Genomic DNA, 13,585 nt, shown 5'->3' with positions numbered 1-13,585 from the left:
GGGCAAACGCGGTTCTGCCGGGCTTCTTACCCCGTCCTCAGACTGCTCTCATCATCCGTGGCGAAGGTCATAGACATGACCGAGAGCCCCCGCCACAGCGGCGAGTACCCCGAGCAGCAGCCGAACCACTCTTACGAGTCCTGGCAGCGAGCCAAGGACGACGCCCGGCGAGAGGCAGAGGCCCACGCGGCCGCATACCCGCCGCCGCCCCAGTACCCGGCCACCGCGCACTTCGCCACCGCCGAGCCGGAGGCCCCGAAGCCGCGGCGGGCCAAGCGTTCGGTGGGGCTCATCGCGGCCGTCGCCATCATCGCGGCGGCGATAGGCGGCGGCACCGCCAGCTTCGTCGAGCACTACGTCGGCAACGACAACGCCACCGTCAGCTCCGGAGTCAGCGGCACCAACGCCTCCAACAGCACCAACGGCACCGTCTCCGGCGTCGCCAAGGCCGTCATGCCGAGCATCGTCGAGATCAACGCGACGTCCGGCTCGGGCGAGTCGACCGGGGCCGGCGTGATCGTGACCGCCAACGGCGAGATCATCACCAACAACCACGTCATCTCGGGCTCGACCTCCGTCAAGGTGAAGCTGAGCAACGGCAAGACGTACACCGCGAAGGTCGTCGGCACCGACCCCGACAAGGACCTCGCGCTGATCAAGCTGGACGGGGCGAGCGGGCTCAAGCCCGCCTCCCTCGGCGACTCCAGCAAGATCGCGGTCGGCGACCAGGTCGTCGCCATCGGCTCCCCCGAGGGCCTCACCGGCACCGTCACCAGCGGCATCGTCTCCGCCCTCGACCGCGATGTCACCGTCGCCAAGGAGCAGGGCAACCAGGGGCAGGGCCAGGGACAAGGACAGGGCCAGGGGCGCGGTCAGGGCGGCTGGCCGTTCGAGTTCGGCGGGCAGCAGTTCAACGGCGACACCGGCTCGTCGAAGACCACGTACAAGGCGCTCCAGACCGACGCCTCGCTCAACCCGGGCAACTCCGGTGGCGCACTCATCGACATGAACGGCAACATCATCGGCATCAACTCGGCGATGTACTCGCCGAGTTCGAGCAGCGCGAGCGGCTCGTCGGCCGGCAGTGTCGGGCTCGGCTTCGCCATCCCGATCAACACCGTCAAGTCCGACCTCGCCAGCCTGCGCAGCGGCGGCAGCGGCGGCGCCGACACCGGCGGCAGCGACAACAGCCAGGGCAGCGACAGCTCCGGCGGCTTCGGCGGCAGCTACTGAGGCGCCCCCGGCGCCCACCGAACAGCGCGGGGCGGCAACTGACCCTCCCGGGGCAGCGAGCCGCCCCGCGCCACACCGTCCGCATGCGAGGCTGAAGGTCCCGAGCCGCCACGACGCACCAGAAGGAAACCCGCTCATGAGCCCCGCCGAGGACGAACCGCAGCGCATCCTGATCGTCGACGACGAACCCGCCGTCCGCGAGGCGCTGCAGCGCAGTCTCGCCTTCGAGGGATACGGCACCGAGGTCGCCGTGGACGGCCTCGACGCCCTCGCGAAGGCGGAGGCCTACCAGCCCGAGCTGATCGTCCTCGACATCCAGATGCCGAGGATGGACGGGCTCACCGCCGCCCGCCGGCTGCGCGCGGCCGGCTCGACCACCCCGATCCTCATGCTGACCGCGCGCGACACGGTGGGCGACCGGGTCACCGGGCTCGACGCGGGCGCCGACGACTACCTGGTCAAACCGTTCGAGCTGGACGAACTCTTCGCCCGCATCAGGGCGTTGCTGCGCCGCAGCTCCTACGCGGTGGACACGGGCGCGGCCGGGCAGGACGCCGGGAACGTCCTCAGCTTCGCGGACCTGCGGATGGACCTGTCCACGCGCGAGGTCACCCGCGGCAGCCGGGTGGTGGAGCTGACCCGCACCGAGTTCACGCTCCTGGAGATGTTCCTGGCCCACCCCCGCCAGGTGCTCACCCGCGAGCAGATCCTCAAGGCGGTGTGGGGCTTCGACTTCGAGCCCTCGTCCAACTCCCTCGACGTGTACGTGATGTACCTGCGCCGCAAGACCGAGGCGGGCGGCGAACCGCGGCTCGTGCACACGGTCCGGGGCGTGGGGTACGCGCTCCGGCCCGGCGGCGCGGAGTGAACCGTGTACTGCGCCGCTACCGCGCGATGCCGCTCCGCTCCCGCCTCGCGATGCTGGTCGCGACGGCTGTCGCGGTGGCGGTGGCGGCGGTAGCGGTGGCCTGCTGGCTGCTGACCCGGGCCCAGTTGCGCGCCGAGCTCGACACCACGTTGCGCAACACCAGCGCGCCGGGCAGCCTGGTCCAGGGCGCGCTCCAGTCCTGCACCTCGCAGGGCAGCATGCCGCCGGGGCAGAAGCCCTTCGCCTACATCCAGGTGGTGCTGCCGGACGGCACCCGCTGCGTGGCCCCCGACTCCCCGCCCGTGCAGGTCATGCCGCAGGACGTCGCGATCGCCGCCGGCCGCAACCTCAAGGCCGAGTCCCTGCACAACAGCATCACCGAGGGCGGCATGGAGGTACGGGTGCACACCCAGTACCAGGAGTTCGGCGGCAGGTGGGTCACCGTCTCGCTGTCCCGCCCGCTGACCGAGATCGACTCCGCCCTCAACCGGCTCGCGCTGCTGCTGACGGGTCTGGCCGGCATCGGCGTGATCGCGGCCGGGGCGGCCGGCCTCTGGGTCGCGCGGACCGGGCTTCGGCCCGTGGACAAGCTGACCGGGGCCGTCGAGCACGTGGCCCGCACCGAGGACCTGACGGTCCGCATCCCCGTCGAGGGCGAGGACGAGATCGCCCGCCTCTCGCGGTCCTTCAACGCGATGACCGCCGCGCTCGCCTCCTCACGGGACCGGCAGGCACAGCTCATCGCCGACGCGGGGCACGAGCTGCGTACGCCGCTCACCTCGCTGCGTACGAACATCGAGCTGCTCGCCCGCAGCGAGGAGACCGGGCGGGCCATTCCGCCCGCCGACCGCAAGGCGCTGATGGCGTCCGTGACCGCGCAGATGTCCGAACTCGCCTCCCTCATCGGGGACTTGCAGGAACTTTCGCGCCCGGACGCGGTCCGTGAGGGTCCGCTCGAAGTGGTCGGCCTGCACGACATCACGCGGATCGCGCTCGACCGGGCGCGGCTGCGGGGGCCCGAGCTCACGATCACGGCGGAGCTCGCGCCCTGGTACGTACGGGCCGAGCCGGCGGCGCTGCAGCGGGCGGTGGTGAACGTCCTGGACAACGCGGTGAAGTTCAGCCCGCCGCACGGGGCGGTCACGGTGGCCCTGGACCGGGGGGTCCTGACGGTCCGCGACCAGGGGCCCGGCATTCCGGCGGAGGACCTGCCGCACGTCTTCGAGCGCTTCTGGCGGTCTCCGTCGGCGCGGGCCCTGCCCGGGTCGGGGCTCGGGCTCTCGATCGTGGCCCGTACGGTCCGGCACGCGGGGGGTGAGGTGTCCCTGGCCCCCGCCGAAGGCGGCGGCACCCTGGCCCGGCTCACCCTGCCCGGCGCCCCGACGCCCCCTCCGGAAACCCCCTGACGCGCCCGGCCCCGGCCCGGGGGGATTTGCCCACCCGCCCGCCCGTGGCCCGGGGTTGGTTGGCTCCGGGTCCCTGGGGCTGCGCCCCAGACCCCTGCGGGGGCTCCGCCCCCTGCACCCCCGTTCGCGCCTGAACGGCGCTCGTCCTCAATTCGCCGGACGGGCTGAAGGTGCCTGCGCTGGCCAGCACCGAATCCTTCAGGGGCGCGAGGAACTGCGCGACCAGCCACCCACGGCCCGAGGACGAAAACGGGGTCGGGGGCACCCCACTCCACCCCCGGAGGGTTGCGGGAAGGGGCGGGGCGGGGCAAAAAAAAGGGGGGCGGCGGGCCGCTCAGGCCCGCCGCCCCGACTACCCGCCCGGACGGGCTACTTCAGCACCGTGATGCGCCCGGAGACCGGCGGAACCATCGGCGCCGAGGCCGAAGAGTTCGCCGCGAGGTACGCGTCGAAGACGTCCAGGTCCGACGCCCCGACCAACTTGTTCGTGCCGACCAGCGCCGGGAACCCGTCACCCCCGCCCGCCAGGAACTCGTTCATGGCCACCCGGTACGTCTTCGCGGGGTCGATCGCGGCCCCGTTCAGCCTCACCGTGTCGACGACCACCCGCGCCGCGCCCGACTTCGTCAGGTCCAGCGTGTAGGTCAGCCCCTTGGAGACCTGGAGGATCTTCAGGTCCGCCGCGTTCGGGCCGCTGACCTGCTGCTGGAGCGCCGCGAGGAGCTGCGCCCCGGTCAGGTCGACCACGTTCATCATGTTGGTGAACGGCTGGACCGTGAACGCCTCGCCGTACGTCACCACCCCGTCCCCCTCACTCCCGCTCGCCTTGTACACGAGGTCGGAGCGGATGCCGCCGGGGTTCATGAGGGCGAGCTGTGCGCCGCCCTTGTCGGGAGCGGAGAGCCCGGCGAGCTGCGCGTCCGCGATCAGGTCGCCGAGCGGCTTCTCGGGAGCGTCGGAGCCGCGCCCGTTGATGTCCGCCGAGATGTAGCCCTGCGGCCGGTTGGCGACGGGCGCCGCCAACTTGCCCCAGCGGGCTATCAGTTGGGTCATGTCGGGCGCCTTCGCCTGGTCCCTGCTGACGATGTGGTTCGCCGACTTCGGGGACTTGGGCGACTTCACCGCGGTGCGCACGATGTCCTTGGTGCGGCGGTCGTACGTCAGCGTCGTGTCCGTGTACAGCTTGCCGAACGAGGCCGCCGAGGTCACCAGGCGCGGGTTGCCCGCCGGGTCCGGGATGGTGCAGACGTACGCCTGATGGGTGTGACCGGTGACCAGCGCGTCCACCTTGGGCGTGATGCCCTTGGCTATGTCGACGATCGGGCCGGAGATCCCGCTGCCGGGACCCTGGCTGTCACAGCTGTCGTTGTAGGCGTTGCTCGACGGCATGCCGCCCTCGTGGATCAGCGCGACGATCGACTTGACGCCCTGGCGGTCGAGTTCCTTGGCGTACTTGTTGATCGTCTCGATCTCGTCGGCGAACTTGAGGCCCTTGACGCCGGACGCGGTCACGACGTTCGGGGTGCCCTCCAGCGTCACGCCGATGAAGCCGATCTTGACGCCGTTCTTCTCCCACACCGTGTACGGCTTGAGGATCGGCCTGCCGGTCTTCTCGTTCGTCACGTTGGCCGCGAGGTAGGGGAAGTCCGCGCCGCGGAACTTCTTGCCCTTCTCGTAGCAGCCCTCGGTGGGGTGGCAGCCGCCGTTCTGCATGCGCGCGAGCTCGGTGGCACCCTCGTCGAACTCGTGGTTACCGACGGCCGTGACGTCCAGCTTCAGCTTGTTGAGCGCCTCGATGGTCGGCTCGTCGTGGAAGAGCCCGGACAGCAGCGGGCTCGCCCCGATCATGTCTCCGCCGGCCGCGGTGATCGAGTACGGGTGGCCCTTGCGGGCGGTGCGCAGCGAGGTGGCGAGGTACTCCATGCCACCGGCCGGCACGGACTTGGTGGTCCCGTCCGCCTGACGCTCCGTCACCGCGCCGGCCGAACCGGCCGGGGGCTCCAGGTTGCCGTGCAGGTCGTTGAAGGAGAGGAGTTGGACGTCGACGGTGCGGTCCGGCTTCGGGTGGTGTCCGTGGCCGCGCTCGTGCGCGTCCGCGGGCATCGCGGCGACGAGCGCTCCGACGGTGGCGAGTCCGGCGGCCCCCGCCCACATTCGTGTGGCGGCACGCTTCATGTGGGGTTTCGCTGGCATGTGTTCTTTGAGTCCCCTGTGAGTTTCCGGTGAAGTCCCGGCGCAGCCTAGGGTCAACGCGCGTAGCGCAACAGGGGGTGGCGGGTTACGAGCTGGTTGCCGTTGCCCCCGTACGCCCCGCACGGTCCTCGGCCCGTTGACCCTGTGCGCCCGGGAACGACCTCGGTCCGCGATCCGGGACGTTCACCCGCCCCCGCCCACCGCACCCCCCGCCGTACCCTCGTATCCATGACAGACGAAGCCGCCCCCTCGCCGTCCTCCCGCGACATCCAGACGCTCGACGAGCTCAGTCCCGTCCAGGCGCAGGCCGTGCTCGACCTGCTCGCCGAAGCCGCCCGTACCGACGGGCAGCAGGCGGTTTCCGAGCAGGGGCGGCTCCGGTTGCGCGGCGGCGGACGCGCGGGCGTGCGGCATTTTCTGCTGACCGTGGACGACGTGCTCGTCGGGTACGCCCAGCTGGAGGACACCGACCCCATCGAGGCGCCCGCCGCCGAGCTCGTCGTGCATCCCGGGTACCGCGGGCACGGGCACGGCCGGGCGCTGGGCAGCGCGCTGCTCGGGGCGACCGGCAAGCGGCTGCGGGTGTGGGCGCACGGCGGCCACTCGGCGGCCCGCCACCTCGCGCAGGTCCTGGGCCTCACCCTGTTCCGCGAACTGCGCCAGCTGCGGCGGCCGTTGAGCCCGCTCGGCATCAACGAGCCGACCTGGCCCGAGGGCGTCACCGTGCGCACCTTCACCCCGGGCGAGGACGACGCGGCCTGGCTCGCCGTGAACGCGGCGGCCTTCGCACACCACCCCGAGCAGGGCTCGCTCACCCAGCGCGACCTCGACGACCGCAAGGCCGAGCCGTGGTTCGACCCCAAGGGCTTCTTCCTCGCGGAGAGGGACGGCGAACTCGTCGGCTTCCACTGGACGAAGGTGCACGCCGAGGAGCGGCTCGGCGAGGTGTACGTCGTCGGAATCCGGCCGGACGCCCAGGGCGGCGGTCTCGGCAAGGCCCTGACCGCGACCGGTCTGCGCCACCTCGCGGCCGAGGGCCTGCCGACCGCGATGCTGTACGTCGACGCCGACAACACGGCGGCCGTCACCGTCTACGAGCGCCTCGGCTTCACCACCCACGAGGTGGACCTGATGTACCGCGCGGAGTCCTGAGCCGCAAGCCGGCGGCCTGAGCGGCCGGCCCCGCGTCCGGCCCCGGGCGCGGGCCGTCGGCGGCCTTGCCCGATGCGGCCCCGGCGCCGCATCCTGGGTCCCGGCCGCTCCCGGCCGCTCCCGGCCGCTCCCGGGACGGCGCGCGGCCCCCGCTCCGACGCCCCGGGGCCCGGGTTCGCTTGCCCGCACGTCATGTCCTCGTAACCAGCCATTCAGACACGCTTGCGACGCTCGCGTAATGAAGCCGCCGGCGCCCACCCCCCGGAACGGAACAGTTCCCCCGCCCAGAACCCCCCGGGCCCTCACTCCCGCTCTCTCCGACGCGCTGGAGGACCCCGGTGCGCGGAACAATGGGGACATGAGCCAGCAGCCCAGCGCCGACGTCCCGCTCAAGCCCGCCCAGCCGTCCGTCGGCTCCATAGCCGCGCACCGGCCGCACACGCTCGCGGCCGCCGTCTCCGACCTGGAGCCGGACCTCGACGCGGACCTGGACGCCTACGAGGACGAGAGCGAGGGCGACGAGCTGCCCTCGGGGCGCTTCCTGGACCGGGAGCGCAGCTGGCTCGCGTTCAACGAGCGCGTCCTGGAGCTGGCCGAGGACCCGGCGACCCCGCTCCTCGAACGGGCGAACTTCCTGGCGATCTTCGCCTCGAACCTGGACGAGTTCTTCATGGTCCGGGTGGCCGGACTCAAGCGGCGCATCGCGACCGGGGTGGCCACCCGGTCGGCCTCCGGTCTCCAGCCGCGCGAGGTCCTGGACCTGATATGGACCCGCTCGCGCGAGCTCATGGCCCGGCACGCCGCCTGCTACCAGCAGGACGTGGCCCCGGCCCTGGCCGACGAGGGCATCCACCTCATCCGCTGGCCGGACCTCACCGAGAAGGAGCAGGCCCGCCTCTTCACCCTGTTCCGGCAGCAGATCTTCCCGGTCCTGACCCCGCTGGCCGTGGACCCCGCGCACCCCTTCCCGTACATCTCGGGGCTCTCGCTCAACCTCGCCGTGGTGGTGCGCAACCCGGTCTCGGGCCACCGCCACTTCGCGCGCGTGAAGGTGCCGCCGCTGCTCTCCCGGTTCCTGGAGGCCTCGCCGCAGCGCTACGTACCGCTCGAAGACGTCATCGCGGCGCACCTGGAGGAGCTGTTCCCCGGCATGGAGGTGCTCGCGCACCACATGTTCCGGGTGACGCGCAACGAGGACCTCGAAGTCGAGGAGGACGACGCCGAGAACCTGCTCCAGGCCCTGGAGAAGGAACTCATGCGGCGCCGCTTCGGCCCGCCGGTGCGCCTGGAGGTCGAGGAGTCCATCGACCCGTACGTACTCGACCTGCTGGTAAGGGAGTTGAAGATCTCGGACGCCGAGGTCTATCCGCTGCCCGGCCTGCTCGACCTGACCGGACTGTTCGGGATCTCCGCGCTGGACCGGCCGGAGCTGAAGTTCCCCAAGTTCGTGGCGGGCACCCACCGCGACCTCGCCGAGGTGGAGTCCGCCTCGGCGCCGGACATCTTCGCGGCGGTCCGCGAGCGCGACGTACTGCTCCACCACCCCTACGACTCGTTCTCCACCTCGGTGCAGGCCTTCCTGGAACAGGCCGCCTCCGACCCGGACGTGCTCGCCATCAAGCAGACCCTGTACCGGACTTCGGGCGATTCACCGATCGTGGACGCGCTGATAGACGCGGCCGAGTCGGGCAAGCAGGTGCTCGTCCTCGTCGAGATCAAGGCGCGCTTCGACGAGCAGGCCAACATCAAGTGGGCGCGCAAGCTGGAGGAGTCCGGCTGTCACGTCGTCTACGGGCTCGTCGGCCTCAAGACGCACTGCAAGCTGTCGCTCGTGGTGCGCCAGGAGGGCGAGACACTGCGCCGCTACAGCCACGTCGGCACCGGCAACTACCACCCCAAGACGGCCCGGCTGTACGAGGACCTGGGACTGCTCACCGCCGACCCGCAGGTCGGCGCGGACCTCTCGGACCTCTTCAACCGGCTGTCCGGATACTCCCGCAGGGAGACCTACCGGCGGCTGCTCGTGGCCCCCAAGTCCCTTCGGGACGGCCTGGTTTCGCGGATCAACAAGGAGATAGCCCACCAGCACGCCGGGCGCCCCGCCTACGTCCGCATCAAGGTCAACTCGATGGTCGACGAGGCCGTGATCGACGCCTGCTACCGCGCGTCGCAGGCCGGTGTGCCGGTCGACGTCTGGGTCCGCGGCATCTGCGCGGTGCGGCCCGGGGTCGCCGGCCTCTCGGAGAACATCCGGGTGCGCTCGATCCTCGGCCGCTTCCTGGAACACTCGCGGGTGTTCGCCTTCGGCAACGGCGGCGAGCCCGAAGTCTGGTTCGGCAGCGCCGACATGATGCACCGTAACCTCGACCGACGCATCGAGGCACTGGTCCGGGTCGCCGACCCGGCCCACCGCGCGGCCCTGAGCCGGCTCCTGGAGACCGGGATGTCGGACACCACCGCGTCCTGGCACCTGGGCGCCGACGGAAACTGGACCCGGCACGCGACCGACGCCGAGGGCCAGCCGCTGCGGAACGTACAGGAGATGCTGATAGACGCCCGGAGGCGCCGGCGTGCAACGCCCTGAGAACACTGCCGGAATCACCGGAACCGCCGGAACAGCCAGGATCGCCGGACAGGAGCTGGCGGGCGAGATCCTCGCCCCCTATCTCCACGAACAGGCGGGGGAATTCCTGCGCGGCCTGCGCCTCCACCGCGAGGCGGGCCCCGACAACCAGTCCACCGAGGAGGCCGCACTCGCGCTGCGGGCCGCGGCCCGCCGCATCAGCGCGACCCTGCACACCTTCCGGCCGCTGCTCGACCCCGTCTGGGCGGACCAACTGCGGGCCGAACTCGCCTGGCTTTCGGGCACGTTGGCGGGCGAGCACGCCTGCTCGGCCCGGCTCGCCCGGCTCCTGGACGCCCTGCACCGGCTCGCCGGCTCCCGGGTACCGCCGCCGCGCGGCGACACCGGGACGCTCACCGTGGGCGCCGCCCGTGCGGGCGCCCTGCTCGACCGCCAGCTGACCCTGGCCCGCACGCGGGCCCACTCGGCGGCGCTCCAGGCGCTCGGCTCCTCCCGCTTCCACGCGGTGGCGGACGCGGTCGCGCTGCTCGCCAGCGAGGTGCCGCTGGCCTCGGCCGCCGCGGCGCACGCCTGCGAGGTGCTCGCACCCGCGGCCCTGGACGCCGAGGACCGGCTCGACCGGGCCGTGGCCGCGCTGCCGCTGGCCCGGGCCGCGCATCCGTACAACGCGGAGGCCCTGGTCCAGGAGAGCGAGAGCCAGGACAGCCCCTGGCACCAGGTGCGGCTGCTGCTCCGGCTGCACCGGTACGCACAGGAGGTGCTGCACCACGGGCTCGGCGAGCCGGAGCCGCCCGAGCGGCTGCTGGCCGCGGGGCGGGCCCTGGACCGGCACCGGGACGCGGCCGAGGCCGCCGCCGCCGCGTCCGCCGCGGCCCGTACCCCCCGGATCGCCCCGGCCACCGCGTACGCGCTCGGCGTGCTGCACGCCGATCAGCGGCACGAGGTGGAGGCCGCACGTTTCGCCTTCCAGCGGATCTGGCAGCCTGTGGCGGTGTCCCACGCAGCGTCCACCGCCCCGGCGGTCCCATGAGCACCGCACCCGACGGAACCGTCCTCGCCGCGGGATGCGTCCTGTGGCGCCGCTCCCCCTGGGGCGACGGCGGCATCGAGATCTGCCTCGTGCACCGGCCCAAGTACGACGACTGGTCGCACCCCAAGGGCAAGCTGAAGCGGGACGAGGCCGCGCTCGACGGCGCGCTGCGCGAGGTCCTTGAGGAGACCGGGTTCACGTGCGCGCCGGGCGCGGCGCTGCCCACCGCCCACTACACGGACGGCCAGGGCCGCCCCAAGCGCGTCGAGTACTGGGCCGCCGAGGCGGGCGAGGGGCGCTTCGCCGCGAACGACGAGGTCGACCGGCTGCTGTGGCTGACCCCGTCGGCCGCCCACCACCGACTCACCCACCCCCGCGACCGCCAGCTGGTCCTCGCGCTGCTCGACGCGCTGCACTCCGCCTGAGCCCCCCCCCAACCCGGAGATCACCGAAGCCCCGAGATCCCCGAAGCCTCCGAAGCTCCCTGAAGTCCCGGAAGCCCCTCAGGCACCCGCGGTCTCCGCAGCCCCTGAAGTCCCCGAGTCACCCGAGGTCTCCGCAGCCCCTGAAGTCCTGAGGCCCCTGAAATCGGGCCCGGGGCCGGGGCGCGCACCGGTGTGCGGGCGGATGCGTACGCCTGCTGAACACGAACCGGTAACGGTCGGCACCGCACTGCCCGCCACGGTTCACCTTCCGTTAACTCTTCCCCGCCGACCACTTCACCTGTTCTGCCTAATTTCGGCCTTACACGGTGCACGGCATCCCGCCCTCACCGCCCATCCAACGCACGCCGCCGTACAACGAACGGAAACCGGCGGCTCCCGGAAGGAACACCCGAAAGTGAAGCTTCAGCGCAAGAACCGGCTCCGCGCCACCGCCCTCGGCGTCATCGCCGTGTCCAGCGCCCTGGCCCTCACGGCGTGCGGCAGCGACAACAACAGCGGCGGCGGGAGCACGGGCGGCAGCGGTGACAAGACCACCGGGGCGGCCTCCAGCGTGAAGTGCGACGGCGCCAAGGGCCAGCTCCTGGCCTCCGGTTCGTCCGCCCAGAAGAACGCCATGGACCTGTGGGTCAAGAACTACATGGCGGCCTGCAAGGACGCCCAGGTCAACTACAAGTCCTCCTCCTCCGGTGACGGCATCGTCGCGTTCACCCAGGGCACGGTCGGCTTCGCCGGTTCGGACTCGCCGCTCAACCCGCAGCAGGTCGAGGACTCCAAGAAGGTCTGCTCCGGCGGCCAGGGCATCAACCTCCCGATGGTCGGCGGCCCGATCGCGATCGGCTTCCACGTCGAGGGCGTCGACAGCCTGGTCCTGGACGCCTCCACGATCGCCAAGATCTTCAACGGCAAGATCACCAAGTGGAACGACGAGGCGATCACCAAGCTGAACCCGAGCGCCAAGCTCCCCGACCTCGCGATCCAGGCCTTCCACCGCTCCACGGACTCGGGCACCACCGACAACCTCACCAAGTACCTCTCCGCGACCGCCAAGACCGACTGGCCCTACCCGCCGGCCAAGAAGTGGGCCGCCTCCGGCGGTCAGGCCGCCTCCGGCTCGGGCGACGTCGCCGCCCAGGTCAAGCAGGTCAACGGCGCGATCGGCTACTTCGAGCTCTCTTACGCCGCCTCGCAGTCCATCAAGACGGTCGACATCAACACCGGTGCCTCCGCCCCGGTCAAGGCGACCGCCGAGAACGCCTCCAAGGCCATCGCCGCCGCGAAGATCGCGGGCACCGGCAAGGACCTGGCCCTGAAGCTCGACTACACGACCAAGGCCGACGGCGCCTACCCGCTGGTCCTCGTCACGTACGAGGTCGCCTGCGACAAGGGCAACAAGCCGGCGACGCTCGGCGCGGTCAAGTCCTTCCTCGCCTACACCGCCGGCGCCGACGGCCAGAAGCTGCTCACCGACGCCAGCTACGCCCCGATTCCGGCCGAGATCAACGCCAAGGTTCTTGAGACGGTCAACTCCCTCTCGTAGAACCACAGTTGAGTCGCCGGGCCGAAGACCCGGCGGCTCAGGTGGGGCGGGGGCCCCGATCCGGCCCCCGCCGCACACCATCCGGTGCACCGCCGCCAGGGGACCCATCAAGTCCCCGCCCACAGACCGGAAAGATCATGGCTTCTTCCATAGCAACCGACACACCGCCACCACCCGCTCCCGCTTCCGCGCAGCGCCGCAAGCAGTCCACCGGCCGCGCGGGCGACAAGATCTTCCTCGGGCTCTCCCGGGGCTCCGGCATCTTCCTGCTGGTCGTCATGGCGGCCATCGCCGTGTTCCTCAGCGTCCGGGCCGGCATCGCGATCTCGAAGGACCAGGGCAACTTCCTGACCACCTTCGACTGGGACCCGGCCGGCACCCCGCCGGTGTTCGGCATCGCGGTCCTGCTCTTCGGCACCGTCGTCAGCTCGATCATCGCGATGGCCATCGCGGTTCCGATCGCTGTCGGCATCGCCCTGTTCATCTCGCACTACGCGCCGCGCAAGCTGGCCGCACCCCTCGCCTACGTCGTCGACCTGCTCGCCGCGGTGCCCTCGATCGTCTACGGCGTCTGGGGCGCCCTGTTCCTGGTGCCCTACCTCGGCGGGCTGAACGACTGGCTCGACCAGTACATGGGCTGGACGTACGTCTTCGAGAAGACCGAAGTCGGCGTCGCCCGCTCGATGTTCACCGTCGGCATCCTGCTCGCGATCATGATCCTGCCGATCGTGACCAGCGTCAGCCGTGAGGTCTTCCTCCAGGTCCCGCGCATGAACGAGGAGGCCGCCCTGGCCCTCGGCGCGACCCGCTGGGAAGTCATCCGCCTCTCCGTCCTGCCCTTCGGCCGCTCGGGCGTGATCTCCGCCTCGATGCTGGGCCTGGGCCGCGCGCTCGGCGAGACGATGGCCGTCGCCACGGTCCTGTCCCCGAGTTACGTCCTGTCGCTGCACGTCCTCGACCCGGGCGGCGGCACCTTCGCGCAGAACATCGCCGCGAAGTTCGACGAGTCCAACCAGCTCGGCCGGGACGCCCTGATCGCCTCCGGCCTGGTCCTCTTCGTGCTGACCCTGCTGGTCAACGGCGCCGCCCGCATGATCATCGCGCGCCGCAAGGAGTACTCGGGGGCCAACGCATGA

At 71.5% G+C, this 13,585-nt stretch carries 10 protein-coding genes; 9 read left to right on the top strand and 1 reads right to left on the bottom strand.

Translation table 11 applies throughout. From position 1 onward, the window contains the following. Positions 1-75: 75 nt before the first annotated feature. The 3 genes from IE267_RS31335 to IE267_RS31325 all read left to right on the top strand — a co-directional run bounded on the left by IE267_RS31335 (position 76) and on the right by IE267_RS31325 (position 3,507). Entirely contained in the window at positions 76-1,233 is a 1,158-nt protein-coding gene (locus tag IE267_RS31335; protein WP_189765502.1) for a S1C family serine protease, read from the top strand. Between the two features lie 136 nt (positions 1,234-1,369). Next, on the top strand, positions 1,370-2,101 hold the full coding sequence (locus tag IE267_RS31330) for a response regulator transcription factor (RefSeq protein WP_161244393.1): 732 nt from the start codon (positions 1,370-1,372) through the stop codon (positions 2,099-2,101). A gap of 26 nt (positions 2,102-2,127) precedes the next feature. Further along, positions 2,128-3,507, top strand: coding sequence for a sensor histidine kinase (locus IE267_RS31325; RefSeq protein ID WP_189765621.1), 1,380 nt, complete (start codon positions 2,128-2,130; stop codon positions 3,505-3,507). Positions 3,508-3,876: 369 nt separating this feature from the next. On the opposite strand, the gene IE267_RS31320 is transcribed toward IE267_RS31325, so the two are convergent. Continuing rightward, positions 3,877-5,700: a bifunctional metallophosphatase/5'-nucleotidase gene (locus IE267_RS31320; protein ID WP_189765501.1), complete on the bottom strand. Its 1,824-nt coding sequence runs from the start codon at positions 5,698-5,700 to the stop codon at positions 3,877-3,879. Between the two features lie 228 nt (positions 5,701-5,928). On the opposite strand from IE267_RS31320, the gene mshD reads away from it, so the two are divergent. The 6 genes from mshD (at position 5,929) to pstC (ending at position 13,585) form a co-directional block, all read left to right on the top strand. Continuing rightward, entirely contained in the window at positions 5,929-6,852 is a 924-nt protein-coding gene (gene mshD / locus IE267_RS31315; protein ID WP_189765500.1) for a mycothiol synthase, read from the top strand. Between the two features lie 358 nt (positions 6,853-7,210). Then, positions 7,211-9,436 carry an RNA degradosome polyphosphate kinase gene (locus tag IE267_RS31310; protein WP_189765499.1) on the top strand — a complete coding sequence of 742 codons (2,226 nt, stop codon included), beginning with the start codon at positions 7,211-7,213 and terminating at the stop codon, positions 9,434-9,436. 13 nt (positions 9,437-9,449) lie between these two features. Next, the gene (locus IE267_RS31305) at positions 9,450-10,466 is read left to right on the top strand and encodes a CHAD domain-containing protein (RefSeq protein ID WP_189765620.1); all 1,017 of its coding nucleotides are present in this window, start codon (positions 9,450-9,452) and stop codon (positions 10,464-10,466) included. Next, a complete protein-coding gene (locus IE267_RS31300) occupies positions 10,463-10,891 on the top strand; it encodes an NUDIX hydrolase (protein ID WP_189765498.1) in 429 nt (142 codons plus the stop codon). The genes IE267_RS31305 and IE267_RS31300 overlap by 4 nt, the downstream gene beginning before the upstream one ends. A 415-nt stretch (positions 10,892-11,306) precedes the next feature. Continuing rightward, a complete protein-coding gene (gene pstS, locus IE267_RS31295; protein WP_167158176.1) occupies positions 11,307-12,449 on the top strand; it encodes a phosphate ABC transporter substrate-binding protein PstS in 1,143 nt (380 codons plus the stop codon). A 137-nt stretch (positions 12,450-12,586) separates the two neighbouring features. Continuing rightward, positions 12,587-13,585, top strand: a complete 999-nt coding sequence (gene pstC, locus IE267_RS31290; protein WP_167158178.1) for a phosphate ABC transporter permease subunit PstC — start codon at positions 12,587-12,589, stop codon at positions 13,583-13,585.

Origin of the sequence: Streptomyces xanthochromogenes (genome assembly GCF_014650455.1) — a bacterium.
Taxonomy (GTDB): Bacteria; Actinomycetota; Actinomycetes; order Streptomycetales; family Streptomycetaceae; genus Streptomyces; species Streptomyces xanthochromogenes.
The sequence above is the reverse complement of the archived record's forward strand: the minus strand, read 5'-3'. Positions and strand labels throughout refer to the sequence as shown.

What these genes read in the sequence shown, in the direction of transcription:
- IE267_RS31335 (WP_189765502.1), top strand. Translation starts at nt 76, where the DNA reads ATGACCGAGAGCCCCCGCCACAGCGGCGAGTACCCCGAGCAGCAGCCG.
- IE267_RS31330 (WP_161244393.1), top strand. Translation starts at nt 1,370, where the DNA reads ATGAGCCCCGCCGAGGACGAACCGCAGCGCATCCTGATCGTCGACGAC.
- IE267_RS31325 (WP_189765621.1), top strand. Translation starts at nt 2,128, where the DNA reads ATGCCGCTCCGCTCCCGCCTCGCGATGCTGGTCGCGACGGCTGTCGCG.
- IE267_RS31320 (WP_189765501.1), bottom strand. Translation starts at nt 5,700, where the DNA reads ATGCCAGCGAAACCCCACATGAAGCGTGCCGCCACACGAATGTGGGCG.
- mshD (WP_189765500.1), top strand. Translation starts at nt 5,929, where the DNA reads ATGACAGACGAAGCCGCCCCCTCGCCGTCCTCCCGCGACATCCAGACG.
- IE267_RS31310 (WP_189765499.1), top strand. Translation starts at nt 7,211, where the DNA reads ATGAGCCAGCAGCCCAGCGCCGACGTCCCGCTCAAGCCCGCCCAGCCG.
- IE267_RS31300 (WP_189765498.1), top strand. Translation starts at nt 10,463, where the DNA reads ATGAGCACCGCACCCGACGGAACCGTCCTCGCCGCGGGATGCGTCCTG.
- pstC (WP_167158178.1), top strand. Translation starts at nt 12,587, where the DNA reads ATGGCTTCTTCCATAGCAACCGACACACCGCCACCACCCGCTCCCGCT.